This is a genomic window from Streptomyces sp. NPDC040545 (assembly GCF_055595065.1).
In genome coordinates this window covers 166,244-191,615 of the sequence record NZ_JBVIWA010000010.1, presented here as the reverse complement: position 1 = coordinate 191,615, position 25,372 = coordinate 166,244, and the positions used below count along the sequence as shown (strand labels likewise).

The following is a 25,372-nucleotide window of genomic DNA, read 5'->3' as shown; positions in this document are numbered from 1 at the left end:
GCCGCCGCCGGGCTCAGGCCGCGGGGACCGTGACCGGGACCCGGACCGGGGCGCCGGCCCGTTCACGGCTCAGGAGCCGGCGGATCTCGCGGACCGCGGCACCGCCCGCGCGGTTGGCGCCGATGGTCGACGCCGACGGGCCGTAGCCCACCAGGTGGATCCGCTCGTCGCGGACGGCCCGGGTCCCCTCGACCCGGATGCCTCCGCCCGGCTCGCGCAGACGCAGCGGGGCGAGATGGTCGACGGCCGCCCGGAATCCGGTGGCCCACAGGATGACGTCCGCGTCCACGTGGCTCCCGTCGGCCCAGACGGCGCCCGTGGCGGTGAGCCGGTCGAAGACGGGCCGCCGGGCCAGCACGCCCGAGGCCAGACCGGCCCGGACGGCGTCGTTCAGCGGGAGTCCCGTCACGCTGACCACGCTCTGCGGCGGCAGGCCCCGGCGCACGCGCTCGTCCACCCGGGCCACCGCGGCCCGGCCCTCGGCCTCGCCGAAGCTCCCGTCGCGGAAGACCGGGGGCCGCCGGGTCACCCAGGTGGTCCCCGCCGCCACCTCGGCGATCTCCAGCAGGTGCTGCACCGCTGAGGTGCCGCCGCCGACGACGATCACTCGTGCCCCCGCGAACTCCTGCGGCCCCGGGTAGTTCGCGGTGTGCAGCTGCCGGCCGCGGAAGATCTCCTGGCCCGGGTAGCGCGGCCAGAACGGCCGGTCCCAGGTGCCGGTGGCGTTGACCAGGGCCCGGGCCGACCAGATGCCGGCCGAGGTCTCCACGCGCAGCCGCCCCGCTTCCCCCTCGCGGACGGCGGACACGTCCACGGGCCGGCGTACGCGCAGGCCGAAGCGGTCCTCGTAGGCGGCGAAGTACTCCCCGATGACCTGCGACGACGGCCGCAGCGGGTCGGCGCCCGTCAGCTCCATGCCGGGCAGGGCGTGCATGCCGTGGACCTTGCCGTACGTGAGCGAGGGCCAGCGGAACTGCCAGGCGCCGCCCGGGCGGGGCGCATGGTCGAGGACCACGTGGTCGAGCCCCGCCCGGGTCAGGTGGTAGGCGCTGGACAGGCCGGCCTGCCCGGCGCCGATGACCACCACGTCCACGTCGGCCACCACGTCCACGTCGACCGGCACGTCCACCGGTGCGTCCACGCCCCACGTCATGTCGTTCACGGTTCTACCAACTCGCGGCGGCCGCCGGATCTTCCCGGGCCGCGGACACGGCCGACGGCGCCAGCAGGCCGCGCGAGGCCAGCTCCGGGGTCACCCCCTCGCCGAACCAGTAGGCCTCCTCCAGGTGCGGGTAGCCCGACAGGACGAAGTTCTCGTTCCCGAGCGCGTGGTACTCCTCGATCCGGTCCGCCACGTCGCCGTGACTGCCGACCAGGGCCGTACCGGCGCCGCCGCGGACGAGCCCCACCCCCGCCCACAGGTTCGGCGAGATCTCCAGCCCGTCCCGGGAGCCGCCGTGCAGGGCCAGCATCCGCTGCTGACCCACCGACTCGCTCGTGCCCAGCAGGGACTGCGCGCGGGCGATGTCCGCGTCCGACAGCTCCCCGAGCAGCCGGTCCGCCGCGCCCCAGGCCTCCTTCGCCGAGTCGCGCGAAATGGTGTGCAGCCGGATGCCGAACCGCACCGTCCGCCCACGCTCCTCCGCCAGCGAACGGATCCAGTCGATCTTCTCCTTCACCTGCTGCGGCGGCTCGCCCCAGGTCAGGTACACATCGGCGTGCTCGGCCGCGACCGGCCCGGCCGCCGCCGAGGACCCACCGAAGAAGATCTCCGGCAGCGGGTCCGGCGGCAGCGCGGTGAGCCCGCCGTCGATCCGGTAGTGCTCGCCCCGGAAGTCGTACGGCTCCCCGCGCCAGGCGCCCCGTACGACGGAGAGGAACTCGGAGGTGCGCTCGTAGCGGCGGTCGTGGTCGAGGTGGTCGCCGAACCGCCGCTGCTCGGCCGAGTCGCCGCCCGTCACCACATTGAGCAGCAGCCGGCCGCGGGTGATCCGCTGGTAGGTCGCGGCCATCTGGGCGGCGAGCGTCGGCGAGATCACCCCGGGCCGGAAGGCCACCAGGAACTTCAGCCGCTCGGTGTGCTGCGAGAGCGCCACCGTCGTCAGCCAGGCGTCCTCGCACCAGGTGCCCGTCGGGGTCAGCACCGCCTCGAAGCCGAGCCGTTCGGCCGCCTTGGCGATCTGCGCGAGGTACTCGATGTCGGGCTCGCGCACCCCGGGCGCGGACGTGTTGTGCGCGTAGGCGTGCCGGTCGACCAGGGTGCGGCCGTCGCCGCCGGTGGGCAGGAACCAGTGCAGGCGGACGGTCATCAGGAGTCCTTCCCGTACCTACGCGGGGCGGTGGTGGACGGCGGCAGGCCGCCGTTGAAACGGGGGTCGACGAAGTCCTTGAAGACGACCTTGCCCGGGATCAGCTTCAGCTCGGTGAAGGTATCGGCGATCTTCTGCTCGGAGACCACGGCAGCGTCGTCGACGGCGACCGGCACACGGGTGCCGTTGCTGCGCCGGACCGCGTCCAGGGCCACCTCGTACGGCAGCCCCGTCTCCTTCGCCCAGACCTTCGCCCACTCCTCCGGGTGCTTGAACACCCAGTCCTGGGCGCGCTGCAGCCGCTTCAGGTAGTCGCCGATGGCCTTGCTCTTGCCCGCGTCCTCCAGGGCGGCGGGCGCCGCGACCTGGAAGCCGAGCCCGTTGACGAGCCCCTCGCCGGAGGTCAGGATCCGGGCTCCGGTGCGCAGCACCTGGGAGGTGTACGGGTCCCAGACCGCCCAGGCGTCGACCGAGCCGCTGTTGAAGGCGGCCAGCGCGTCGGCGGGCTGGAGGAAGTTGACCGTCACGTCGGTGGGCCCCAGGCCGGCCTGTTCCAGGCTGGCGATGAGCTGGAAGTGGGCCGAACTGCCCTGCGCCACCGCGATCTTCTTGCCGCGCAGGTCGCCGGCGGACCGGAGGGCGGACCCCTTCGGCACGAGGATCGCCTCGCCCGCGGAGGAGCCGTGCGTGGCGGCCACCACGGTGATCTTCGACTTGGCGGCCGCGGCGAACACGGGCGGGGTGTTGCCCACGCCGCCGATGTCCACGGCCTTGGCGTTGACGGCCTCCAGCAGCGGCGGACCGGAGGTGAAGGTGGACCACTTGATGGTGTAGTCGAGGTTCTCCAGCTCCCCGGCGGCCTTCAGCAGCGACTCGTTGCCGCCCTTCTGGTCCCCGACGCTGAGCGTGACCTTGGCACCGCTCCCGGCCGCCGCCGCGCCGCTGTCGGCGGCGGAGCCGGCGCCGCAGGCGGTCAGGGCCAGGGACAGCGGGACGAGGGTGGCGAGCAGGGGCAGGGAATGGCGTCTCATGTCGTGTCTCTTCGTTCTCTTGACGGGGTGAAAGGTGTTCAGAAGACGCCGAGTTCGGCGAGCAGCCGGGTGCGGAGCGCCGCGAACCCCGGAGCGCCGACCGAGCGAGGCCGCTCCAGCGGAACCCGGGTGTCGTGGGCGATGCGCCCCTCGCTCATCACCAGGATCCGGTCGGCCAGCAGCACCGCCTCGTCGACGTCGTGCGTCACCAGCAGCACCGCGCAGCCGCGCCGCTGCCACAGCCGGGCCACCAGCTCCTGGGCCTTGATCCGGGTCAGCGCGTCCAGGGCGCCGAACGGCTCGTCCAGCAGGAGCAGATCCGGTTCGCGCACCAGCGCCCGGGCCAGCGAGGCCCGTTGGGCCTCACCTCCGGACAGGGTCTTGGGCCAGGCGTCCATACGGTGCTCCAGCCCGACCTCGGCCAGCGCCCGCTCGGCGCGCTCGCGCTCGGGCCGGCCCGGCAGCCCGAGCAGGACGTTGTGCCAGACCCGCTTCCAGGGCATCAGCCGCGGCGCCTGGAAGGCCACCGCCCGCCGCTCCGGTACCAGTACCTCGCCCTCGATCTCCCGGTCCAGGCCCGCCAGGATCCGCAGCAGGGTGGATTTGCCGCAGCCGCTGCGCCCGAGCAGGACGGTGAACTCCCCCGCGCGCAGGGTCAGATCGAGCCCGTCGATGACGGGCCGCCCGTCGAAGGACCGGGTCAGCCCGGTGACCTCGACGGCAGCGGCGGTGGTGGCTACTGCCCCGTGAACGTCGGTCGCCATTGCAGCAGCAGCCTTTCGAGAGTACGGACGAGGAGGTCGGCGGTCAGGCCGAGGAAGGCGTAGACGACGAGGCAGACGACGATCACGTCGGTACGGAAGAACTCGCGCGCCTGGTTCATCAGGAAGCCGATCCCGGCGTCGGCATTGATGGACTCCCCGAAGACCAGGGCCAGCCAGGCGGTCGCGAGCGAGTACCGCAGGCCGGTCATGAAGCCGGGGAGCGCGCCGGGCAGCACGACGTGCCGCACCAGGCCCCACCGTCCGAGCCCCAGCGCCCCGCCCGCCTCGATCAGTTGCTCGTCCACCCCGCGGATCCCCGCGTACACGTTCAGGTACAGGTGGAAGGCGGTCCCGAGCGCGATCAGGGCGACCTTCGGCGCCTCGCCGATGCCCATCCAGATGATGAACAGCGGGATGAGACCCACCCAGGGCACCGTGCGGAGCATCTGCACGCTCGCGTCGATCAGGTCCTCGCCGAGCCGCGACAGTCCGGACAGCAGCGCGAGCACCGTGCCCGCCGTACCCCCGATCACCAGCCCGATCGCGACGCGCTGCAGGGACACGGCCATCGCCCCGGGCAGTGTCCCGTCCCCGATCAGATCCGCCCCGGCGGACGCGATGGTGGACGGTGGTGCGAGCGTGTCGGCCGGCAACCACCCGAGCGTGCTGGCCAGTTGCCACAGCGCGAGCAGCAGCAGCGGGCCCGCGGTCCGGCGGATCCAGCGGGGTACGGGACGACGCCGCGCGGAGGTCGCCACGACGGCCACGAGCTCGGGGGCGGCGGGCCGCGCGGAGGTCGGCGCGGGCGACCGGTCCGGCGGGGCATGGCTGATGCTGGTGCTCATGGAGGCTCCACGAAAGGAGGGCGGCGAGGCGGGCGGCAGCGCGCACACCGAGCGCCCTCGCACCGGCACGGCCGGAAGGGGCCGGGCGGGGGAGGGGTTCAGAGGTGTGCGGGCACGCCGGGAAAGAGCGCGCGGCGCTCGTGACAGATCAGGAAAAGGGCGTCAGCAGCCGCGGCGACACGCGGCGGAGGCCACCCGCAGCAGGTCGATGTGACCGCGCGTGGTGAGCATGGCTGAACGCAACATGCGGCGAAACCTAGCCACCTGGCCGGGGAGGGGTCAATGGTGTCTCGCCCACTGGACCTGCCGTCTCGAAAGCATGGTTCAGCCCCTCCGGCGTTCGAGGAGCGGGGTCTGGCGCGGAGCCCCAGGGAACCCGGTGGCTCAACGGGCCTTCGCCTCGTCCGTGCCGCTCCCCGTGCTGGTGCCGCTGCCGGTACGGCGCAGGGTCGCCAGGACCGGTCCGGTCGGCTGCAGGGTGAGCCCCGGGAAGACCCCGGCCCGTTCGCTGCCGCTGTCGAGGTGGAACCGCTGCGCCAGTACGGCGAGTACGAGCGCGGCCTCCACCAGTGCGAACCGCGCTCCCAGGCAGGCCCGCGGGCCGCCGCCGAAGGGGAACCAGGCGTGTTCGGGCACCGGATGCGGGGCGTCCGCGTCCCACCGCTCGGGGCGGAAGGCCTCCGGATCCGGGAACCACCGGGCGTCGCGGTGCATCGACCAGGGGCTGGTCCATACCGAGGTCCCGGCCGGTACCGCGCGCCCGCCCAGCGTCGCCCCCAGCTGGCCGTCGCCCGCCAGGCCGGTACCGACGTCAAGATGACCTCCCAGGTCCTGCGCACCCTGGAACACAAAGGGCTCGTCGGGCGTGCGGTCGACCCGGCCGACACCCGCGCCGAACGGCTGCGCGTCACCGACGCCGGCGCCGAGCTGGCCCCGCGGGCGATCGCCGCCGTCGAGCAGGCCGCGCAGTCCTTCCGGCCGGTGCCCATCGCCGACGCGGTGGCCCTGCTCGGCCGCCTGGCCCGTCCCGAAACCTGAGATCCGCCCGCCGGGCCCGTTCGGCACCACCCCCGAGCGGGATCCATCCACCGGAGGAGCTATGCGGTCCGGCGTGCGGCCAGCCAGTCGTACGCCGCGTCCGCGCTGAACTCCCGGTGGCCGCCCGGGAAGAGGAGGCCGGCGGAGGCGAAGGCCGGGTCCCCCGCGATGTCCATGGTGTACGGGACCGCCACGCAGGCCATGCCCGCGGCGTGCGCGGCCCGGGCCCCGGGCGCCGCGTCCTCGACGACCACGCAGTCGGCGGGCTCGGCGCCCAGCCGGCGGGCCGCCTCCAGGAACACGTCCGGAGCGGGCTTGCCGTGCGCGACCTCCTCGGCGGAGACCACCGTCCTCAACAGTGCGTCCAGCCCGGTGCCCGACAGCACCGCGTCGATCGCCTCGAGCGAGGAGCCGGAGGCCACCGCCATCGCCGCGCCCTCGGTGCGCAGCCGCTCGACCAGCTTCCGCATCTGCGGGAAGACCTCGGTCCGGGTGCGGGCCAGCTCCAGGTAGGCGGCGTTCTGCTCGGCGAGCAGCTGCTCGACCGGTGCCCGGATCCCGTACCGCTCCCGCAGGATCTCCAGGGTCTCCAGGGTGCCGATGCCGATGAAGCGGGAGTGCTGCTCCCACGTGAAATCGGGGACGCCGTGCCGCTCAAGGGTGCGCCGCCCGGACTCGTAGTAGTTCGGCTCGCTGTCCACGAGGGTGCCGTCGAGATCGAATATGACGGTGATCATCCGTGGGGCCCGTCCTGCCGCTCGTGTCCTGTCTCGGTAATCCTGTCAGGTTTTGCCGGCATTTCGGCCCACGGATTCGACCAGCGGCAGCAGCCGGTGCGGCACCCGCTCGCGCAGCGCCACCTCCGTACGCGTGCGGACCACGCCCGGGAGCTGGATCAGCCGCTGGATCACGTCCTCCAGGTGCCCGTTGTCGCGGGCCGCCACACGGGTCAGCAGGTCCCCGCCGCCGGTGATCGAGAAGGCCTCGATGATCTCGGGCACGGCGGCCAGCGCGTCACCCACCTCGTCCAGATGCCCCTGGGTGACCTCGATGTGCACGAAGGCCAGCACCGGATGGCCCAGTGCGGCGGGGGAGAGCACCGGCCCGGTTCCGGTGATCACGCCCGTGCGCTCCAGCCGGTCCAGCCGTGCCTGCAGGGTGCCGCGCGCCACGCCGAGGATCCGGGCGTACTCGCGGACACTGGTGCGCGGCTGCTCGATCAGCAGACGCAGGATTCTGGTGTCGAGCTCGTCCACCGCCACGCCACGACTGTACCAATGGCCCCGTTCACCCCGATCGTTCCCGGCCAGGGGCCTGGTCGGTGTGCAGCCCGGGCTGGCTCCGGTAGAGCAGGCCCACGACCAGCACCGTCACGGCGGCCGGCAGCAGCAGCCAGCCCACGGTCCAGCCGGCCCGCAGCAGCAGCGCCCCGAGGAACCCGCCGGCGAACATGGCCAGCACGGAAAGGCCGCGCAGCCTCCAGCCGGCCGTCCCGAACCCGTACGCGTTCTCCCGCCCCATGGCCGAAGCTCCCAGGAAGGCGGTCATGGACCGGGTGACCAGCGTCGTCGGTACGCCCGGCACGTTCGCCCGCATGATCGTGGTGTTGCGCAGTCCCATCGCCAGGGCCAGCACCGCCGTCGCCGCCAGATGCCGCGGGGCCGGGGATCCGTACTGCGGAGCCAGCCCCCAGCCGATCCCCGCGGCGGCCAGGATGAGCCCCGCCTCGGCGATGAGGCCGATGACGAACCAGCGCCCGCCGCGGATCTCGGTCACGGACTCCAGATGCGATCCGCAGACCACCCCGACGATGAACGCGGCCAGGGAGATCCCGGGAGCGAGCGTCTCCAGCCGCCCCGCCCCGGCCGCGCCGAAGGCCAGGAACAGCACGTTGCCCGTCTGCATCGCCGTGAAGGCCGGTCCGAGCGCCAGCAGGCTCGCCGCCTCCACGATCCCGGTCACCCCGGTCAGTACGACCATCAGCGCGGGCATGTGCGGTGGGAGCAGCGGCGAACCGGCCGTCCGCCCGGCCTCCCGGTTCTCGTTCATGACGCCCGACAGTGACACGCCCGCCCGGGTGCCCCGGCGCCGACATGCCGGAGGCATAGGGTCCGAAGGATGAGTGACCTGTTGCTGGTGAGGCACGGCGAGACCGCCTGGAGCGCGAACGGGCGCCACACGGGACGCACCGATCTGCCGCTGACCGCGAGCGGGGTCGAGGAGGCCATCTCGCTGGCCCCCTTCTTCCGGGACCGGCAGCCGGCCCTGGTCCTGACCAGCCCGCTGCGCCGGGCCGTCGCCACCGCCGAGCTCGCCGGGCTCACCGGCGGGCAGGCCGACCCCGACCTGTACGAATGGGACTACGGCGGCTACGAGGGAATCACCACCGCGGAGATCCAGGAGACCGTCCCGGACTGGTCCCTGTGGACCCATGGCGTTCCGCCCGGCGACGCCGAGCACCCCGGCGAGAGCGCCGCCCAGGTGGGCGCCCGCGCCGACCGGGCCCTGGCCCGCGTCGCCCCCGTGCTCCGCGCGGACGGCGGCAACGTGGTGCTCGTCGCCCACGGCCACTTCCTGCGCGTCCTCACCGCCCGCTACCTGCGGCTGGAGCCCGCGCACGGCCGGCTGTTCCTGCTGCGCACCGGCACCGTCAGCGTGCTCTCCACGGAGCACGGCTTTCCGGTGATCGCCGGCTGGAACACCCGTCCCTGACCGGAGCTCCGACCGAGGCCCGGACCCCGGCCCCGACCCCGGCCGCCTCGCCTCGCGCGGTGGTGCCGTCTGCGTGACCATTCGTACATGGGTCACGACTCCTACACGGACGACGGCAGTGCGGGCGCCGGACCGGAGGGCCTGGACGCGAGGCTCAAGGCCAACGCGATCGGATTCCTCGACGCGCTCGTCATCGGACTGAACTCCACCTCGCCCGCCTACTCCCTGGCCGCCGTCCTCGGGCCGATCGTGGCGCTGGTCGGGATCTACGCACCGGGCGTGATGCTGGCCTCCTTCGTTCCGATGCTGCTCATCGCCGCCGCGTTCTACTACCTCAACAAGGTCGACCAGGACTGCGGGACGACCTTCTCGTGGGTCACCCGGGCCATGGGTCCCTGGGCGGGCTGGCTCGGCGGCTGGGCCATCGCCATGACCGGCGTCCTCGTCATCGGCTCACTCGCGGACGTCGCCGTGCACTTCGGCCTGCTCGCCTTCGGACTCGACAGCTGGGCCGCCAACGCCTGGATCCGGCAGATCCTCACCGTCGTGGTGATCCTGGTCATGACCGGCATCTGCGTCATCGGCACCGAACTCTCTGCCCACCTCCAGGACATCCTCATCCTCGCCCAGGTCTTCTTCCTGCTGGCCTTCGCCGTGGTCGCCATCTACCGCGTCTACGCCGACACCAGCACCCTGGACTCGATCGAGCCGTCACGCAGCTGGCTCAACCCCTTCGGCGCCGGCGGCGCCGCCCTCACCGGCGGGCTGCTGCTCGGCGTGTTCATGTACTGGGGCTGGGAGTCCGCGGTCAACCTCACCGAAGAGGTGGAGAACTCCGCCACCGCGCCCGGCCGGGCGGGCATCTGGTCGACCGTGATCCTCCTGGTCACCTACCTGTCCGTGGGCTTCGCGGTCGTCGCCTACGCGGGCACCGTCTACCTCGCCGAGAACGCGGCCGAGGAGGAGGCCATCTTCGCGGTCCTCGCCCACGAGGTCATGGGTGGCTGGGACTGGATGGTGCTCCTCGCCGTCTGCACCTCGGCGCTCGCCTCCACCCAGACCACGATCATCCCCGCCTCCCGCACCGCCCTGTCCATGGCCCGCCGGCACGCACTGCCGCACCGGCTCGCCCACATCCACCCGAGGTTCCGCACCCCGGACGTGAGCACGTGGTGGGTGGCCGCCATCGCCATCGGCTGGTACCTCGTGGTCAACCAGATCAGCGAGAACGCGCTCCTGGACTCGCTCACCGCGCTCTCCCTGCTCATCGCCTTCTACTACGCGCTCACCGGCCTGGCCTGCGCCATCTACTACCGCCGCCACCTCTTCGAGAACCTGCACAACTTCCTGCTGATCGGACTCGGCCCTGTGGTCGGAGCCGGCCTGCTGACCTGGCTGCTGGTCGAGTCGATCGGGGACATGTCCGAGCCGGAGAACTCCGCCAGCGGTGTCTCCTGGTTCGGGCTCGGCCCGCCGCTGGTCATCGGCATCGGCATCGCGCTCGTGGGCGTGGCCGTCATGTGCTTCTGGCGGGTCCGGGACGGCAGGTTCTGGCAGGAGCGCCGCGGCGTCGTCGACCCGGAACTCGTCCATGCCGGGAAGCACCGGTCCACCCCCTAGGGAGCCCCCGATGTCCGTGGTCCTCGGATACGACGAATCACCCGGCGCGGAACGGGCCCTGGAAGTGGCGCTGGAGGTGGCCACGGCCTTCGGCGAGCCCCTCGTCCTCGTCTACGGCGCGGCCGCCCCGGGCGCCACCGGCGAGGAGTCCCGCGCCCACCGCGAAGCCGTCCGCCAGGCGGGCCGCAGTGCGCTGGCGCACGCCGTCGAGGAGGCCGACGCGGCCGGGGTGCCCTCCACGGTCGAGGTGGCCGACGAGAAGCCCGCGCAGGCCCTGCTGGACGCCGCCGAGCGCCACCGCGCCCGCGTCATCATCGTCGGCAGCTGGGGCGACAGCCCGATGCGCGGTGCGCTGCTCGGCTCCACCCCGCACAAGCTCCTGCACCTGTCGCCGATCCCGGTGCTGTGCGTACCGACCGGGCCGGAGGGCGCCTGAACAGCCGTGGTGCGACTGGGGCGGACACCCTCCGGTCCCGGCGGCCCGCCCGTCAGGGCCCGGAGAGGGCGTTCTCGGGCTCGGCCTGCGCCGGGGCCCGGCCGCCCACCTCCTTCCCGGCGCGCAGCCGGGTCAGGGCGGGGCTGGTGATCGCCGTCGTCACCAGCGCCATCAGCACCAGCATGGTGAACAACTTCGGCCCGATGACGCCGAGTTCCAGGCCGACATTGAGCACCACCAGCTCGGTCAGTCCCCGGCAGTTCATCAGGGCGCCGATCGACAGGGCCTCCCGCCACGGTCTTCCGCACGCGCGCGCCGCGCCGGCTGCGCCGCCCCACTTGCCGAGGAAGGCGACGAAGAGGATCGCGGCCGTCCAGAGCCACAGCCCGGGCGAGGCCGTCAGGCCCCCGATGTCCGTACGCAGCCCCGTGTGCACGAAGAACAGCGGCAGCAGCACGGGCACCGTGAACGCGCGCAGCCGGGCCGCCGAGGCCTCGATGCGCTGCCCGGTGCGCGGGGTGACCACCCCGAACAGGAACGCCCCGAACAGCGCGTGCACGCCGATCCGGTCGGTGGCCAGCGCGGACAGGCTCAGTCCGCTGAAGAGCGCCACCAGCACCGCCGCGTCGCCGGCCCGGTCGGCGCGGGCCGACCAGCGGGCCAGCAGCGGCCGCACCGCGTACAGCATCACCAGCGTGAAGGCCACGGCGAGTCCGGCCGTGGTGGCCGCCTCCATCGGGGACCCGGCCGTGGAGAGGGCCACCACCAGGGCCAGCAGGCACCACGCGACGACGTCGTCCACGGCCGCGCAGGCCATGGCGAGGGCGCCGAGCGGAGTCCCGTACAGGCCCCGGTCGATGAGGATCCGGGCGAGGACCGGGAACGCGGTGATGGCCATGGCCACGGCCATGAACAGGGTGAACGGCATCCGGCCCACCCCCTCGGGGGCGAACCCGCCGTACATGGCGAGGGCGAGCAGTGCGCCCAGGGCCAGCGGCAGCAGCATGCCCGCCTGGCTCACCGCCACCGCGACCCGGGTGTGACCGCGCAGGCTTTTGAGGTCCAGCTCCAGTCCGACCAGGAACATGAACGCGAGCAGCCCGAGCTGCCCGAGCACCGAGGTGTACGGCAGCACGGACGGCGGGAAGAGCGTGTGCTGGGCCTGCGGCCAGAGCCAGCCCAGCAGCGAGGGGCCCAGCAGGATGCCGGTGGCGATCTCGCCCACCACCGGGGGCTGGCCGAACCGGCGGCAGACGGCGGCCCCCACCTGACTGGCCAGGATCACCACCGGAACGGCGATCAGCAGGGCGGGCAGCGGGTCAACGGACGACACGGGTACCTCCTTCGGGCGCGGCGGGACGCAGGGCTGCGGGCAGGTCGCGGTGCGGGGCCGGCTGTGCGGCCGGCTGGGGAGCCGCGGCCGCCGCGGACCAGGGGGCGTAGCGGCGCAGCCCGTAGAGCAGCGGCTGCCGGTCGTCGCGCACGGTCACCCGCCGGACTTCGGCGAAGACGGCCGTGTGGTCCCCGAAGCCGACGGTTCTGACCACGGCGCAGTCCGCGACGGCGTGGGCGTCCGCCGTCAGGTGCGGTCCGCCCGCCCCCAGCGGCAGCCGCCACTCGACGCGGTCGAAGCGGTCGGGCGCCCCGGAGGCGAACAGGTCCGAGGTGCCGCGGGCCCGCTCGTGCAGCAGGTTGAGGGCGAAGTGGCCCTCGGCGAGCAGCACCGCGAGGGTCGGGCTCGCCGCCCGTATGCACACCACGAGCGTCGCCGGTTCGAGGGCGACGCTCGCGAGGGAGGTGCAGGTCAGGCCGTGCGGCACGGAATCGGAATCCAGGGTGGTGACGACGGACACCCCGGTCGGGAAGGCGGCCATGAAGGGACGGAGGTCCGCCGGCTGGACCCCGGCCGACTCGTCCGGTGCTGCGGGATGGGGCACGGAGCGGTGGGGCATGTCTGACTCCTGAGGTGGCTGAAGCAACTGCGGCCCGGCAGCCGGCGGGAGAGCCGTACTGCCGGGCCGTGGGAGCGGTGGGCCTTACGCGCCGTGCAGCTGGCGCAGGTAGTCGTAGGCGCTGGGCAGCGTCTCCAGCAGGTTCTGCTGCTGGCGCTTGACCGTGTCGAAGAGGGGTTCGGCACTGGCCACCGAGTCCGGCCGGTGCGCCAGGGAGGGCAGCGGGGCGTCCGGCTCCAGGCCGAGGCCCGCGAAGATGCAGTAGTAGCTGCCGTTGGTCCAGAAGTTGCGGAACTCGGCCTCGAAGTTGCCGTAGTACGTCGACTCGTCGGTGATCGGCGAGTTGATGGGCAGGCCGGCCTTGTAGGCGGAGATCTTCTGCTGGATGTTGTCGGGGAGGGTCAGCTTCTTGTTGGCCTGCCAGAACGGCGTGTCGTTGCGCGGCGCGTAGAAGAAGTGCGCCTGGATGAAGTCGCGGGTGTCGTCGAACATCACCTCGATCTCGTGGTTGAAGCTGTTGATCAGACCGTCGTTGAAGGTCTTGTCCGGGAAGTGCTTGGCCAGCTGGTAGATCGCGGCGGTGATGAAGTAGATGCCCGTCGACTCCAGCGGCTCCAGGAAGCAGGAGGACAGGCCGATGCTGACGACATTCTTCACCCACGCCCGGCGGTTGCGGCCGACGCGGAAACGGATGTGGTTGAACTTCGTCACCTCGGGGTCCAGGCCCCACATGTCCGCGAACTCGCGGGTGGCGGTGTCCTGGTCGGTGAACTTGCTGGAGTACACGTAGCCGGTGCCGAAGCGCCCCAGCATGGGGATCTTCCAGGCCCAGCCGGACGACATGGCGATCGCCGAGGTGTACGGCTCCACACCGTTCGCCTCGTCGTCGTGCGGGACGGCCGTCGCCACCGCGCTGTCGCACAGCAGGTGGTCGCTCATGTCGATGAAGGGCTCCTCCATCGCCTGGTTGATCAGCAGGCCGCGGAAGCCCGAGCAGTCCACGAACAGATCGGCGTCCAGGGCCAGTCCGCCCTTGGTGTGCAGCGTGGTCACGTAGCCGCGCTCGTCCTGCTCGACCCGCACCATCTCGTCCTGCACGTGGTTCACGCCCTGCTTCTCGGTGCTGAACCGGCGCAGGAAGTCGGCCACCAGCTGGGCGTCGAAGTGCCAGGCGTACCGGGTGGCCGGCCGGCCGTCGAGCCAGCGCGGGGCCTTCATCGCGTCCATCACCGGGGGCTCGCGGAAGCAGGCGTAGTCGAACGGCTCGGTGGTGCGGCCCTCGTACTTGCGCTTGAACCAGTAGTGCGACAACGGGGTCTGGTCGTAGTCGGGGAGCAGCCCGAACGGGTGGTAGAAGTGGTCCGGACCGCCGCCCGGCAGCTCGCGGGCCGTCGACTCGCCCTGCCCGTCGGTCCGCCAGTTGACGAAGCGCACGGCCATCTTGAAGCTCGCGTTGCACTCCCGCATCCACTCGTCCTCGGCGATGCCCAGGTAGTCGAAGAAGGAGCGCTGCAGGTTGGGCACGGTGGCCTCGCCGACACCGATGCGCGGGATCGTCGGCGCTTCGAGCACGGTGATGTCGACCGTTCCCTGCAGCGCCTTTCCGAGGTATGCGGCCGTCATCCAGCCGGCCGTGCCGCCGCCCAGGATGACGACCTTCTGAAGCCGGGTGTCGCTGCTGGTCATGAAACAGCCCTCATTTCGGATTCGGCGGTTCGGGTGGTCGTGCTCATCAGTGTCGAAAAACGCCCTATCACCGCTCTACACAGCTCGGATCCGGCCGTTGTAGGGCCGTCGTAGACCTCCCGGACACACTCCTCGCAGGCAGAGCGGCAGGCTGAAAACCACCGGGAGGACGCGATGACCACCGCAGCGAACGGGACGGCGGGGCCGGCGGTACGGGTCCGCTTCCTGGGCGACTTCGAGCTGACCGTCAACGGCGTCCCCGTCCAGCGCTGGCGGGCCGGCAAGGCCCGTGGCCTGTTCCAGTACCTCGTGGTCCACCGGGGCCAGATGCTCACCCGGGACCGGCTCTACGCCTCCCTGTGGCCCGGCGCCGACGCCGCCGCGGGCAGCTCCCTGAAGGTCGCCGCCCACGCACTGCGCCGGGTGCTCGACGCCCACCCCGACCGCCCCGGCGACTCCGGGATCCGGCTGGTCTACCGGGACTTCGGCTATGTCCTGCACATCACCGGGCTGTGGTCCGACCTCGACCGCTTCCAGGAGCTGGTGCACACCGGCCTGCGCGCCGCAGCGGCCGGCGACGCCCCGCTCGCCCGCACCCGGCTGCGGGCGGCGATCGGTCTCTACGGCGGCGAGTTCCTGCGGGGCGAGAGCGCCGACTGGGTCGTCGAACAGCGCGAGTACCTCAGGGCGCTCGCGCTGCGGGCCCTGGGAGTGCTGCGCGCCGACGCCGAGGCGCGCGAGGACTTCGTGGAGCTGATCGAGGTCTGCAAGCGCACCCTGGAGATCGACCGCCATCACGAGGAGACCTACCGCGCGCTGATGACCGCACACGGCCGGCGCGGTGAACTCGCCTGCGTCCGGCGCTGGTACGAGCTGTGCGCCCGCCGGATGCGCGACGAGCTGGCCGTGGCACCCGGCCACGAGACCCAGCGGCTGCTGGACACCCTGATCCCGGCCGCGGCGCGCGCCAGGGCCGCCTCCGCCCCCGCCCCCGTCTCCGCCGTGACCGGAGCCCCGCCCGCCACCGTCCGCGCGCTGCGGCCGGCGGTCCGCCGGGCCGGGACTCCCGCCGGGACCCCCGCCTGGAGCCCGGACGCCCGTACGACCGCCCTGGCCCGCCCCGTGCGGCGGGCCAGGCCCGACAACCGGGCCACGGCCGCCCTGGCCCGCGCGGCCGACCAGGCGACCGCGTGACACCGACCCAGCTGTTCAGCGAGCCCGTGATCCCGCGACCGAGTGAGGACCCCACCGTGACCGTGCTGACCGTGCCGACCGAGCCACAGGACTCCAGACCCGCCGGGGCCGAGCCCGACGCGGCCCCCCTGCCGCCCCGTTACACCGACCAGTGGATCGGCGGCGCCTGGGTCGCCTCCGACGCCGACGGCCGCCTGGTCGTCACCGACCCCGCCACCGAGCGCGCCCTGGCCACCGTGCCCGCGGGCACCGCCCGGGACGCCGACCTCGCCGCGCGCGCCGCGGCGGCCGCCTTCCCGCGCTGGGCCGCCACCCCGGTGCGCGAACGTACGGCCCTGCTCCGCCGGGTCGTCCAGGCCATGGAGGTCCGCGCCGAACGCTTCGCCGAGACCATCACCGCCGAGGTCGGGGCGCCCGCCCGGATGGCCCGCCAGACCCATGTCGGGCTCTCCCTCGGCATGGCGGCGCACTGTGTCGAGACCGCCGCCTCCTACGCCTTCGAGGAGCGCGTCGGCCATTCGCTCGTCGTGCGCGAGGCCGCCGGGGTGGCCGCGTGCATCACCCCGTGGAACACCCCGCTGCTGCTCACCGTGCAGAAGATCCTCCCCGCGCTCGCGGCCGGCTGCACGGTCGTGCACAAGCCGAGCGAGATCACCCCGCTGCACGCCCGGCTGCTCGCCGAGGCGATCGCCGAGGCCGATCTGCCGCCCGGCGTCTTCAACATGGTCGTCGGCACCGGCGCCGCCGTCGGCACCGCGCTCGTCACCCACCCGCTGATCGACGTGGTCTCCCTGACCGGTTCCACCCGGGCCGGCCGCGAGGTCTCCGCGCTCGGCGCCGACACCGTCAAGCGCGTCCACCTCGAACTCGGCGGGAAGAACGCGAGCCTCGTCCTCGACGACGCCGACCTGGCCGCGTCCGTGGCCGCCACCGTCGACCAGATGCTCTTCAACACGGGCCAGACCTGCCTGCAGTGGAGCCGGCTGCTGGTACCGAGGGACCGCCAGGACGAGGCCGTACAGCTCGCCGGCGAGGCCATGGCCGGGTACGTGACCGGCGACCCGCGCGACCCCGCGACCGACCTCGGCCCCCTGGTCTCCGCCGCCGCGCACGCCCGCGTCACCGGCCACATCCGGCGCGGCATCGACGACGGCGCCGGCCGGCTGGTCCGCGGCGGCCCCGACCGGCCCGCCAGCCTGGACACCGGCTACTACGTCCAGCCGACGATCTTCGCCGACGTGGACCCGCTGAGCACGATCGGCCAGGAGGAGATCTTCGGGCCGGTGCTCTCGGTCATCCCCTACGACGACGAGGACCAGGCGGTCCGGATCGTCAACGGGACCCGCTACGGGCTGCACGGCGCGGTCTGGTCCGGCGACGGCGCCCGCGCCGAACGGATCGCCCGGCGCTTCCGCTCCGGCCTGGTCGACGTGAACGGCGGCCAGTTCAACCCGGCCGCCCCGTTCGGCGGGTTCAAGCAGTCCGGGATCGGGCGCGAATGCGGCGCCGCCGGGCTGGAGGCCTTCCTGGAGACCAAGTCGATGCAGCTCCCGCAGGGCACGGGAGGCCAGGTGGTCGGCCCGCGCCTGCGGGCCACCGCGGCCACCCGCCCGGCGGACACCGAGAGGAACGACGGATGACCGACCGGCACGCCGAGTCCGCCGGGGCCGCCGCCCCGGGCGTACCGGCCGACGACGCACCGCCCCGGGCGGCACGGGCCCTACCGGGCCCCGCCGGACGGGCCGACGGGGCACTCCCGCCGCTGTTCGCCCGCCTGGAGCGGTGGACCCGCGAACAGCCGAACGAGACCGCCGTCAAGGCCTTCGACGGCACCCTCACCTACGCGGCGCTCACCGCCCGCACCGCCCGGTACGCCACCGCGCTCGCCGGGGCCGGAGTCGGACCGGAGACCTCCGTCGGGCTGCTGCTCGGTCGGTCCCGGGAGAGCGTGCCCGCCCTGCTCGCCGTCTGGAGCCTCGGCGGGACCGCCGTCCCCCTGGATCCCGCGCATCCCGTCGAGCGCCTCGGCCGCGTCCTGCGCGACGCCGGGGCCGCCGTCCTGGTCGCTCCCGAGGTACCCACCGGCCTGGAGCCCGGCGGGATCGCCCTGCTCGCCCCCGCCGACGTCCGCCGCAGCGCCCCCGGCGCGCTCGCCGTGTCCGTACCCGCCCCCGACAGCTGCGCGTACCTCGTCTACACCTCCGGAACCACCGGCCGCCCCAAAGGGGTCGAGGTCACCTACCGGGGCCTGGACACCTTCGTCGACGCCCTCGCCACCCTCGGCCTGCCCCCCGGCGGCCTCGGCCTCAACGCCGTCTCGCCCGCCTTCGACGGCTGGCTCTGGTGCACCCTGCTCTACCTGACGCACGGTCAGGGGGTCGCCCTCACCGACCTCTCCCTGGACGGCCTGCGCCAGGCCGCCGCCGAGGGCCGCGAACCCCTGCCCGCCGGCCTGCGCACCGTCTCCCTCACCCCGTCGCTGCTCGCCGCCCACGGCGCCGGGATCGACACCGCAGAGGTGGTCGTGGTCGCCGGGGAGGCCTGCCCGGCCGCCCTGGCCGAGCGGTTCGCCCACGGCCGCCGGCTGCTCAACGTGTACGGACCGACGGAGGTGACCATCGCCGCGACCTGGGCCGACAGCCGACGAGGGGACGACGTGACCACCATCGGACGACCGCTGCCCGGCTACCGGGCGTACGTCCTGGACGAGGAGCTCCGCCCGGTGCCCGCCGGCACCGAGGGCGAGCTCTACCTCGGCGGCCCCGCCGTGGCGCGCGGCTACCGGGGCCGCCCCGGGCTCACCGCGAGCCGCTTCCTGCCCGATCCCTTCCAGGGCGGCGGCACCCGCATGTACCGCACCGGCGACGTGGTGATCCGCCGGCCCGGCGGCGAACTGGAGTACCGGGGCCGCCGCGACGACCAGGTGAAGATCCGCGGCCACCGCATCGAACTGGGCGAGGTGGAGCGGATCGCCGCCGAACTCCCCGAGGTCGTCGCCGCCGCCTGCTGCCCGCTCGCCTCGGGGCAGACCCTCGGCCTCGCCGTGGTCGCGGCCCCCGGCGCCGACCCGGCGGGCCTCGCCGGCCTGGTCGTGGAACGCTGCCGCAAGCAGCTGCCCGCCGCTGCGGTGCCCAGCACCGTACGGGTGCTCGACCGGATCCCGACCCTCAGCACCGGAAAGGCCGACCGCGAGGCGCTGGCCACGGCCCTGACGGCGCCGGAACGGACGCCCGGCGCACCGGTGATGACCCCGGGCGCCGGCCCGACCACGAGCGAGCGCATCGTGATGGCCGTCTGGGCCGACGTGCTCGCCACCGAGATCCCCGGCCCCGACGCGGACTTCTTCGAGCTGGGCGGCCACTCCCTGGCCGCCGCCCGCGCGGTGTCGGAACTGCGCCGCGTCACCGGACTGCGCGTCGGCCTCGGCGCGCTGCTGGCCGAGCCGACGGCCCGGCACTTCGCCGCCGAACTCGACCGGCTCTCCGCCGAGCGGGAGGCCTCCGCCGCCCCGGCCGACGCACCCGCCGAAGGGGGCTGAGCCATGGGCGCCTGGATCTCCACCTGGACGGACGACCCCGCCGACCGGACCCTGCCCGTGCTGCTGTGCCTGCCCCCCGCCGGGGCCGGCTGCCAGCAGTTCCGCTCCTGGCAGCCCGAACTGGTCGGCACCGCCCAGGTGTACGGAGTACAGCTGCCGGGCCGGGAGAACCGCTGGCGGGACCCGATGCCGGACACCTTCGACGAGGCCGTCGAGGCCATCGCCGCGGAACTGCGGGACATCCTTGCCACCGGCCGGCCGCTGATCGTCTTCGGCCACAGCTTCGGCGGCCTCCTCGGCTACGAGGTCTCCCGCCGGGTCGCCCCGCGGACCCTGGTGGTCAGCGGCTGCCGGGCCCCCGGCCACTGGGACGGCGCCGGCCGCGGCATCGTCGACGACGGCGAGGAGCTGGACAAGCTCTTCGACACGGCCGGCCTCGACCCAGAACTGCTCGACGAGGACACCCGCGCCCTGATGGTCGCCATGCTCCGCAAGGACGCCCAGCTGTCCCTGAGCTACGTCCACAAGCCGGGCGTCCGCCTCGGCGTGCCCGTCCACGCCTGGGGGGCCGACGGCGACGAGACCGTCAGCTCCGCCGACCTGGACGGCTGGGCCGAGATCACCACCGCCGCCTTCACCCGGCACACCGCCGCGGGCGGCCACCACGCCGTACTGCGCCGCCCGCGGCCCGTACTGGACCACCTGACCACCCTGCTGCGGGCTGAGGGCGCCGATGCGCCGGCCCCGGCCCCCGCCCCCACCGCGACCGCGACCGGCGCCTGAGCGCCCGGCCGTCCCCACCCGCCCGAGTCCGGAGGACACCGTGCCCACCACCCACCAGGTCCTCGTGAACCACGAGGGGCAGTACGCGCTGTACCCCGCCACACGTGAGACCCCCGACGGCTGGACGCCGGCCGGGTTCGACGGCACCGAGGACGAATGCGCCGGCTTCGTGGACGCCCGATGGCCCGACACCCGCCCGCTCAGCCTGCGAGGAGCCTGAGATGGAGATCGACCTGCTCGACCCGGGCCCCTTCGGCCGCAACGACTTCTGGCCGACCTTCACCTGGCTGCGCGCCCACTCGCCCGTCCACTGGCACCCCGAGCCCGGCAGCGACGACGGCGGCTTCTGGGTGCTGAGCCGGCACCGCGACATCATGAAGGTGTACGCCGACAGCGACACCTTCAGCTCGGCCCGCGGGATGCGGCTGGGCAGCGACCCGGCGGCCGTCGCCGCCGTCGCCCAGCGCATGCTCATCGTCTCCGACGTCCCCCACCACACCCGGCTCAAGCGGGCCCTCCACCAGGCCTTCGGACCGCAGCAGATGCCGCGCCTGGAGGCGATGGTCGAGAAGGTGGTCGGCGAGCTGGTGACCGAGGCCGCCGAACGCGACGAACTGGACTTCATCGACCTCGCCAAGCAACTGCCCAACCGGGTCGTTTGCGCCATGATGGGCATCCCGCGCGCCGACTGGGCCTGGATCGGGGCACTGACCACCGACGCCTTCGACTCCCCGGACGACGAGGTACGCACCAACGCGCACTCGGAGATCTTCCTCTATTTCATCGAGCTGCTCGCCGAACGCCGGGTCCGCCCCGGCGACGACCTGGTCAGCCAGATCGCCCACGACACCCTCGTGGACGAGGGCGACGGCACCGAACGCCCGCTCAGCGACCACGAGATCGTCTTCAACCTCAACGGGGTCCTCTCCGGGGCCAACGAGACCACCCGCTACTCGGCGGCCGGCGCGGTCCACATGTTCGCCGAACACCCCGACCAGTGGCGGCTGCTGCGCGGCCTCGGCCAGGGCGGCATCGCCCCGGCCGTCGAGGAGATCCTGCGCTGGACCACCCCCGGGGTGCACGCCCTGCGCACCGCCGTACGCGACACCGAGATCAACGGGATCCCGGTGGCCGAGGGCGCCCGGGTGACGCTGTGGAACGTCTCGGCCAACCGCGACGAGGACGTCTTCGCCGACCCGCACGCCTTCCGGGTCGACCGCCGCCCCAACCGGCACGTCGCCTTCGGGCACGGCCGCCACCTGTGCCTCGGCGCGCGGCTCGCCCGCTTCGAACTCGGCGCCCTGCTCACCGAGATGCTCGGCGTGCTGGACGGCTTCGAACTGGCCGGACCCGTCACCTTCAACTCCTCCAACTTCACCTGGGGGATCAACAGTCTCCCCGTGCGGCTGCTGCGCAGCCGAGCCTTCGCGAAGTAAGAAAGGGCCCGCACTGTGACCACCGCACTCGTCGACTTCAACCGTTCGGACGCCGCCTTCCCCGCCACGGGGTATCCGCAGCTCCTCGCCGAACAGGCCGCTCGCACCCCCCGGGCCACCGCCCTCGCGCAGGGCGGCCGCAGCTGGACCTACGCCGAACTGGAGGCCGCCACCAACCGGCTGGCGCACGCGCTGATCGCCCGCGGAGCCGCCGCCGGGACCCGGATCGGCCTCTGCTACCCCCGTAGCGCCGAGTACGTCATCGGCTCCCTCGCCATCCTCAAGACGGGCGCCGCGATCGTCGCCCTCGACCCGGTCAACCCCGACGACCGGCTCGCCGCGATGATCGCCGACGCCGCCCCGCTGCTCGTCCTCACCCCGGCCGGCCTCGGCCGCCGGATACCGCAGGACGTGCCGCAGGCCGAGGTCGCCACCGCCGGACAGGACCTCCCGGACACCGCGCCCGCCGTCGTGACCGGCCCCGACACCGTCAGCCACCTCATCTACACCTCCGGCTCCACCGGCACCCCCAAGGCCGTCCTGGAACGGCACGGTGCGCTCACCAACCTCGTGCACTGGACCACCCGCGCCTACGGGGTCCGGCCCGGCGACCGCGCCTCCTGGATGTCCACCCCCGGCTTCGCCGTCCAGATCATGGAGTGGCTCGCCTACCTGCCCGCGGGCGCGGCGATCCACATCCCCGAGGCCGGGCAGGCACAGACCCCCGAGCAGATCCGCGACTGGCTCGTCGGCGAGGGCATCACCCACACCATGCTGGTGGCCGCCCTGGCCGAGCCCGCCTGGGGCCTGGACTGGCCCGGGGACACCGCGCTGCGGATCCTGGTGACCACCGCCGAGCGCGTCCACAGCTGGCCGCCGGCCGACACCCCGTTCCGGGTCGTGATGACCTACGGCACCACCGAGACCACCAACGTCCTGTCCTGCCTCGACCTCGGGGCCGGCATCGACTTCACCAGCCAGGCCACCTCCGAGGAGGTCCGCGCCAGCCGCCAGGTCCCGGTCGGCGTGCCCATCGCCAACCTCCGCGTCCACCTCCTGGACGAGGACGGCAGCCCGGTGGCCGAGGGCGAGGTCGGCCGGCTGCACGTCTCCGGCGCCGGGGTCGCGGCCGGCTACCACGGCCGCCCCGAACTCACCGCCGCGAAGTTCCACCCCAACTTCCTCCCCGGCGACCCGCACCCGGTGCTCTACGACACCGGCGACCTCGCCCGCCGCCGCGAGGACGGCGCCGTCGAACTCCTCGGCCGCTCCGACTCCCAGGTGAAGATCCGCGGCTTCCGCGTGGAGCTCGGCGAGGTCGAGACGCACATCGCCCGCCTCGACGACATCGCCGAGGCCGTCGTCGTCACCCAGGAGCGCGGTCCCGGGGACAAGCGGCTCATCGCCTACGTGTCCCCGGCCGGCGCGGCCGAACCGGACTCCGCCGCCGTGCGCGCCGATGTCGCCCGCACCCTGCCCTACTACATGGTCCCCGCCACCGTCGTCGTGCTGCCCGCCCTCCCGCGCCTGCCCAACGGCAAGGTCGACCGGCGCAGCCTGCCCGAGCCCCCGGAGGGCCGCGACGCGGTCGGCACCGGCTACGAGGCCCCCCGCAACGAGGTCGAGGACGGGCTCAGCCGGCTGTGGGCCGAGGCGTTCCGCACCGACGGCGTCGGCATCCACGACAACTTCTTCGAGCTGGGCGGGCATTCGCTGCTCGCCTTCCAGCTGATCGACGAGATCCGCCGCCGCTACGGCGTCGAGCTCAGCCTCTCCGACCTCTCCACCTGCCCCACCGTCGCCGAGCTCGCCACCCTCGTCACCACCGAACGAACGGGCGGCCGCGGCTCCTTCGGCGGTCTTCCCGCGATCGTCCCGGACCCCGCCGCCCGCTTCGAGCCCTTCCCGCTCACCGAGAGCCAGCAGGCCCTGTGGATCGGCCGCGGCGGGCTCGTGGAACTGGGCAACGTCGGCTGCCACGGCTACTTCGAGTGGGAGAGCGAGCAGCTCGACGTGGCGCGCTTCGAGGGCGCCTGGCGCCGGCTCGTCGAACGCCACGACGCACTGCGCACCCGCGTCCTGCCCGACGGCACCCAGCAGGTCTTCGAGGAGATCCCGGCGTACGAGATCCCCGTCACCGACTTCGGCGGCCTCGACGAGGAGTCCCGCCGGGCCGAGCTGGCCGCGCTGCGCGAGCGGCTCTCCCACCAGGTCCTCGACGCCGACGCCTGGCCGCTGTTCGACGTACGGATCAGCCTGCTCGGCGGCGGCCGTGCCCGGATCCACCTCTGCCTGGACTTCCTCGTCGCCGACGCCTGGAGCTACTTCCAGGTCCTCATCCCGGACCTGGTCACCTACTACGTGGAACCCGGCGCGGAACTCGCCCCGCTGGAGCTGACCTTCCGCGACTACGTCCTCGCCGTCGGGAACTCGCTGCGCGACAGCGAGCTCTACCGCCGCTCCGAGTGGTACTGGCGCGACCGCCTCGCCACCCTCCCGCCCGCCCCCGGACTGCCCACGCGCCCGGCCGACGCCCCCGAGCTGCCGGTCCGCTTCGAGCGCCGCAGCCACGTCGTCGCCCCGGAGCGGTGGAGCCGGATCCAGGAGCGCGCGCACGCCCGCGAGGTGACCCCCTCCGGGGTGCTGGCCGCCGCCTACGCCGAGATCCTCGGCAGGGCCGCCGGTCAGGCCCGCTTCACCATCAACTTCCCGCTGTTCAACCGCCTTCCGCTGCACCCGCAGGTCAACTCGCTGCTCGCGGACACCACGACCACCCTGCTGCTGGCCGTCGAGCAGACGGAGAGCACCTTCGCCGGACGGGCCCAGGCCGTCCAGCGCCGGCTCTGGGCCGACCTGGAGCACCGCTACTTCAGCGGGGTGCAGGTGCTGCGCGAGCTGACCAAGCTGCGCGGCTCCCTCGCCCCGGCCATGCCCGTCGTGATGACCAGCCTGGCCGGCCACCCGCCGCAGTACGAGGAGACCGAGCTGGGCGCCCCGGTCTACGGCATCTCCCAGACCCCGCAGGTCTCCCTCGACTTCCAGGTCTTCGAGAAGCCCGACGGCCTCACCTTCAACTGGGACTTCCTGCCCGCCGTCTACCCCGACGGACTCATCGACGCCATGTTCGAGGAGTTCACCTCCCTGCTGGAGGCCCTCGCCGAGGACGAGATCTGGGAGCGCCACTCCCCGCCGCCCGGTGAGGACGGCGCCGCCCCCGGCAAGACCGAGGAGCGCGACACCGGCGACGCCTGGGAGCGGTACTGGGCCGGGATCCGGCGCACCGGACGCGGCGGCGACGTCATCTGGGACGCCGACAGCGGCGAGGAGTTCCAGTGGCTGCTGGACCAGGCGCAGCGCCACTTCCGCAGCGACCTGCCGGTCATCGACCTGGGCTGCGGCAACGGCCGCTACAGCCGCGAACTCGCCCCGCACCACCCTTCCGTCATCGGCGTCGACGTATCGGTCAGCGCGATCGACCACGCCAAGCGCGAGGCCGAGGGCGTGCCGAACGTCGACTACCTGGCGATCGACATGACCGACGCCGAGCAGGCCGCGGTCCTGGGGGAGGGGCCGTACAACATCTTCGTCCGCGGTGTCTTCCACGTCCTGGACAGCGAGGCCCGGGCCCGGCTCGCCGCCGTCGCCGGCCGGCTGCTGGGCGCCGAGGGCACGCTGATCGTGCACGAGCCCGACTACTCCAGCAACTCCTTCGGCTACCTCGGCTTCGTCGGCGGCAAGCGCGGCCGCGCGGAGGACCTGGTCGGCCCGCTGGAGGCGGCCGGTGTCCGGCACTCGCACCGCTTCACCCGGCCCGAACTGGCCGAGGCGTTCGGCGCGGACGCGTGGGAGGTCGTCGAGGACGAGGCGATCGAACTGCACGCGATCGACCCCCGGTCCGACTCCGACGCGCTGCGGCTGCCCGGCTACTACGCGGTGCTGCGCCGCAAGCGCTGACGGCCGTACGCTCCGGCCCGGCTCTGCGCCGGGCGGCTCCTGGGCCGTGTCCGCAAAGTCCCGCCTGTCCTCCG

Annotated in this window: 24 protein-coding genes; 11 read left to right on the top strand and 13 right to left on the bottom strand. The window is 73.4% G+C overall.

Annotated elements, in window-relative coordinates:
- Nucleotides 1-13: 13 nt before the first annotated feature.
- The 7 genes from ACZ573_RS20895 to ACZ573_RS20865 all read right to left on the bottom strand — a co-directional run bounded on the left by ACZ573_RS20895 (nt 14) and on the right by ACZ573_RS20865 (nt 5,663).
- Nucleotides 14-1,153 carry an FAD-dependent oxidoreductase gene (locus ACZ573_RS20895; protein WP_471306395.1) on the bottom strand — a complete coding sequence of 380 codons (1,140 nt, stop codon included), beginning with the start codon at nt 1,151-1,153 and terminating at the stop codon, nt 14-16.
- A 13-nt stretch (nt 1,154-1,166) separates the two neighbouring features.
- Nucleotides 1,167-2,309: an LLM class flavin-dependent oxidoreductase gene (locus ACZ573_RS20890; RefSeq protein WP_471306237.1), complete on the bottom strand. Its 1,143-nt coding sequence runs from the start codon at nt 2,307-2,309 to the stop codon at nt 1,167-1,169.
- Nucleotides 2,309-3,340: an ABC transporter substrate-binding protein gene (locus ACZ573_RS20885; protein ID WP_471306234.1), complete on the bottom strand. Its 1,032-nt coding sequence runs from the start codon at nt 3,338-3,340 to the stop codon at nt 2,309-2,311. Before ACZ573_RS20885 ends, ACZ573_RS20890 begins: the two co-directional genes overlap by 1 nt.
- Before the next feature lie 38 nt (nt 3,341-3,378).
- Nucleotides 3,379-4,104, bottom strand: coding sequence for an ABC transporter ATP-binding protein (locus ACZ573_RS20880; RefSeq protein WP_471306231.1), 726 nt, complete (start codon nt 4,102-4,104; stop codon nt 3,379-3,381).
- The gene (locus tag ACZ573_RS20875; protein WP_471306228.1) at nt 4,077-4,949 is read right to left on the bottom strand and encodes an ABC transporter permease; all 873 of its coding nucleotides are present in this window, start codon (nt 4,947-4,949) and stop codon (nt 4,077-4,079) included. Before ACZ573_RS20875 ends, ACZ573_RS20880 begins: the two co-directional genes overlap by 28 nt.
- Before the next feature lie 162 nt (nt 4,950-5,111).
- Nucleotides 5,112-5,180, bottom strand: coding sequence for a putative leader peptide (locus ACZ573_RS20870; protein WP_351286961.1), 69 nt, complete (start codon nt 5,178-5,180; stop codon nt 5,112-5,114).
- A gap of 153 nt (nt 5,181-5,333) precedes the next feature.
- Nucleotides 5,334-5,663: a cytochrome P450 gene (locus tag ACZ573_RS20865; RefSeq protein ID WP_471306227.1), complete on the bottom strand. Its 330-nt coding sequence runs from the start codon at nt 5,661-5,663 to the stop codon at nt 5,334-5,336.
- 102 nt (nt 5,664-5,765) lie between these two features.
- On the opposite strand from ACZ573_RS20865, the gene ACZ573_RS20860 reads away from it, so the two are divergent.
- Nucleotides 5,766-5,987, top strand: a complete 222-nt coding sequence (locus ACZ573_RS20860) for a hypothetical protein (protein ID WP_471306224.1) — start codon at nt 5,766-5,768, stop codon at nt 5,985-5,987.
- 59 nt (nt 5,988-6,046) lie between these two features.
- On the opposite strand, the gene ACZ573_RS20855 is transcribed toward ACZ573_RS20860, so the two are convergent.
- The 3 genes from ACZ573_RS20855 to ACZ573_RS20845 are packed head-to-tail and all read right to left on the bottom strand — an operon-like array spanning nt 6,047 to nt 8,036.
- Nucleotides 6,047-6,724, bottom strand: coding sequence for an HAD family hydrolase (locus ACZ573_RS20855; RefSeq protein ID WP_471306221.1), 678 nt, complete (start codon nt 6,722-6,724; stop codon nt 6,047-6,049).
- Between the two features lie 45 nt (nt 6,725-6,769).
- Nucleotides 6,770-7,249 carry an Lrp/AsnC family transcriptional regulator gene (locus ACZ573_RS20850; RefSeq protein ID WP_301372899.1) on the bottom strand — a complete coding sequence of 160 codons (480 nt, stop codon included), beginning with the start codon at nt 7,247-7,249 and terminating at the stop codon, nt 6,770-6,772.
- Nucleotides 7,250-7,274: 25 nt separating this feature from the next.
- Nucleotides 7,275-8,036 carry a YoaK family protein gene (locus ACZ573_RS20845; RefSeq protein ID WP_471306218.1) on the bottom strand — a complete coding sequence of 254 codons (762 nt, stop codon included), beginning with the start codon at nt 8,034-8,036 and terminating at the stop codon, nt 7,275-7,277.
- 69 nt (nt 8,037-8,105) lie between these two features.
- Here ACZ573_RS20845 and ACZ573_RS20840 point away from each other — a divergent pair, with 69 nt between their 5' ends.
- From ACZ573_RS20840 to ACZ573_RS20830, 3 genes are all read left to right on the top strand, one after another.
- Entirely contained in the window at nt 8,106-8,699 is a 594-nt protein-coding gene (locus ACZ573_RS20840; protein ID WP_471306215.1) for a histidine phosphatase family protein, read from the top strand.
- Nucleotides 8,700-8,786: 87 nt separating this feature from the next.
- Entirely contained in the window at nt 8,787-10,319 is a 1,533-nt protein-coding gene (locus tag ACZ573_RS20835) for an APC family permease (protein WP_471306212.1), read from the top strand.
- A gap of 10 nt (nt 10,320-10,329) precedes the next feature.
- The gene (locus tag ACZ573_RS20830; protein WP_301372903.1) at nt 10,330-10,755 is read left to right on the top strand and encodes a universal stress protein; all 426 of its coding nucleotides are present in this window, start codon (nt 10,330-10,332) and stop codon (nt 10,753-10,755) included.
- A gap of 52 nt (nt 10,756-10,807) precedes the next feature.
- Here ACZ573_RS20830 and ACZ573_RS20825 read toward each other — a convergent pair whose 3' ends face one another.
- The 3 genes from ACZ573_RS20825 to ACZ573_RS20815 all read right to left on the bottom strand — a co-directional run bounded on the left by ACZ573_RS20825 (nt 10,808) and on the right by ACZ573_RS20815 (nt 14,393).
- Nucleotides 10,808-12,088: a cation:proton antiporter domain-containing protein gene (locus tag ACZ573_RS20825; protein WP_471306206.1), complete on the bottom strand. Its 1,281-nt coding sequence runs from the start codon at nt 12,086-12,088 to the stop codon at nt 10,808-10,810.
- On the bottom strand, nt 12,075-12,707 hold the full coding sequence (locus ACZ573_RS20820) for a flavin reductase family protein (RefSeq protein WP_351156766.1): 633 nt from the start codon (nt 12,705-12,707) through the stop codon (nt 12,075-12,077). The genes ACZ573_RS20825 and ACZ573_RS20820 overlap by 14 nt, the downstream gene beginning before the upstream one ends.
- An 84-nt stretch (nt 12,708-12,791) precedes the next feature.
- A complete protein-coding gene (locus ACZ573_RS20815; RefSeq protein ID WP_382548385.1) occupies nt 12,792-14,393 on the bottom strand; it encodes a tryptophan halogenase family protein in 1,602 nt (533 codons plus the stop codon).
- A 174-nt stretch (nt 14,394-14,567) separates the two neighbouring features.
- Between ACZ573_RS20815 and ACZ573_RS20810 the strand changes: the two genes are divergently transcribed.
- The 7 genes from ACZ573_RS20810 to ACZ573_RS20780 all read left to right on the top strand — a co-directional run bounded on the left by ACZ573_RS20810 (nt 14,568) and on the right by ACZ573_RS20780 (nt 25,298).
- On the top strand, nt 14,568-15,587 hold the full coding sequence (locus ACZ573_RS20810) for an AfsR/SARP family transcriptional regulator (RefSeq protein WP_471306199.1): 1,020 nt from the start codon (nt 14,568-14,570) through the stop codon (nt 15,585-15,587).
- Nucleotides 15,588-15,715: 128 nt separating this feature from the next.
- Nucleotides 15,716-17,227, top strand: a complete 1,512-nt coding sequence (locus tag ACZ573_RS20805; protein WP_471306392.1) for an aldehyde dehydrogenase family protein — start codon at nt 15,716-15,718, stop codon at nt 17,225-17,227.
- The gene (locus ACZ573_RS20800) at nt 17,224-19,125 is read left to right on the top strand and encodes a non-ribosomal peptide synthetase (RefSeq protein WP_471306196.1); all 1,902 of its coding nucleotides are present in this window, start codon (nt 17,224-17,226) and stop codon (nt 19,123-19,125) included. Before ACZ573_RS20805 ends, ACZ573_RS20800 begins: the two co-directional genes overlap by 4 nt.
- Nucleotides 19,126-19,128: 3 nt before the next feature.
- The gene (locus tag ACZ573_RS20795; RefSeq protein ID WP_471306190.1) at nt 19,129-19,908 is read left to right on the top strand and encodes a thioesterase II family protein; all 780 of its coding nucleotides are present in this window, start codon (nt 19,129-19,131) and stop codon (nt 19,906-19,908) included.
- Nucleotides 19,859-20,128 carry an MbtH family protein gene (locus ACZ573_RS20790; protein WP_471306188.1) on the top strand — a complete coding sequence of 90 codons (270 nt, stop codon included), beginning with the start codon at nt 19,859-19,861 and terminating at the stop codon, nt 20,126-20,128. The genes ACZ573_RS20795 and ACZ573_RS20790 overlap by 50 nt, the downstream gene beginning before the upstream one ends.
- Before the next feature lies 1 nt (nt 20,129).
- Nucleotides 20,130-21,344 carry a cytochrome P450 gene (locus tag ACZ573_RS20785; RefSeq protein ID WP_471306186.1) on the top strand — a complete coding sequence of 405 codons (1,215 nt, stop codon included), beginning with the start codon at nt 20,130-20,132 and terminating at the stop codon, nt 21,342-21,344.
- A gap of 15 nt (nt 21,345-21,359) precedes the next feature.
- Complete coding sequence (locus ACZ573_RS20780; RefSeq protein ID WP_471306183.1) at nt 21,360-25,298, top strand: amino acid adenylation domain-containing protein; 3,939 nt, start codon at nt 21,360-21,362, stop codon at nt 25,296-25,298.
- The last annotated feature ends 74 nt before the right edge of the window (nt 25,299-25,372 follow it).